Annotated in this window: 1 pseudogene; it reads left to right on the top strand. The window is 63.9% G+C overall.

What is annotated here, in order from left to right:
• Positions 1-740: pseudogene (locus ACX4ZE_RS22775) on the top strand (IS30 family transposase); the annotation flags it as partial.
• Positions 741-1,022 lie beyond the last annotated feature (282 nt).

Raw genomic sequence — 1,022 nt, 5'->3', positions numbered from 1 at the left:
GGATCGGTAAACACAAATCGACGGTGTCGCGGGAGATACGAGCGCACTGTATCGGCGAGCACTATCTGCCCTATCGGGCGCATGAGCAGGCCAAAGCCGCGCGAGCACGCCCGAAGGAGTCCAAATTGGTGACCAACCAGGTATTGCGGCAAGCTGTTGCCGATGGCCTGTCTCGGCGGCGGTCGCCGGAACAGATCTCCCACCGGCTCCGCAAGGACCATCCCGACGACGAGAGCATGCGGGTGAGCCACGAAACGATCTACCAGGCTCTCTACTGCCAAGCTCGCGGCGGGCTCAAACGTGAGCTCGTCGCGGCCCTGCGCACCGGACGAACCCTGCGACGGCCGCGGCGCGCACCGGATCAGCGCACCCGCCGGTTCGTCGATCCGATGATCATGATCAGCGACCGGCCCGCCGAGATCGAAGACCGCGCCGTGCCCGGCCACTGGGAAGGGGATTTGATCATCGGCGCAGGCGGCAAGTCCGCGATCGGCACTCTCGTCGAGCGGTCGACCCGCTACACGATGCTGGTCCATCTCCCCGGCAGCCACGACGCCGAATCGGTCCGCGATGGGCTGATCCGCACCATCTCGACCCTGCCTGCTCACCTACGTGGCTCGCTCACCTGGGACCAGGGCTGCGAGATGGCCCGGCACAAACAGTTCTCCATCACCACCGATATGGCCGTCTACTTCTGCGACCCCGCCAGCCCCTGGCAGCGCGGATCGAACGAAAACACCTATTGGTGAATAGTGACTCTGCCGGGCAGTTTCGACGGGAGTTGCTCGGCAGGGTGTCGGGTGACTCTGAGAATACGTGCCACGTAATGGCTTTCCGTTGATGTGTCCACGACGCCTACCAGGGCGGGAGCCCTGGCCGAGAGTGACTTGATAGAAGCCTGCTGAGCCGTCAACTCGCAATAGGTCTGTCCCTCGGCCGAGGCCCTCGCGCGTCCCGTCGTCGGCAAAAGCAAGAGAGGACGATCTCGATGATGACAGTGGGCATCGACCCGCACAAGCATG

The organism is Nocardia sp. TBRC8007 (genome assembly GCF_056629435.1).
The sequence above is the reverse complement of the archived record's forward strand: the minus strand, read 5'-3'. Positions and strand labels throughout refer to the sequence as shown.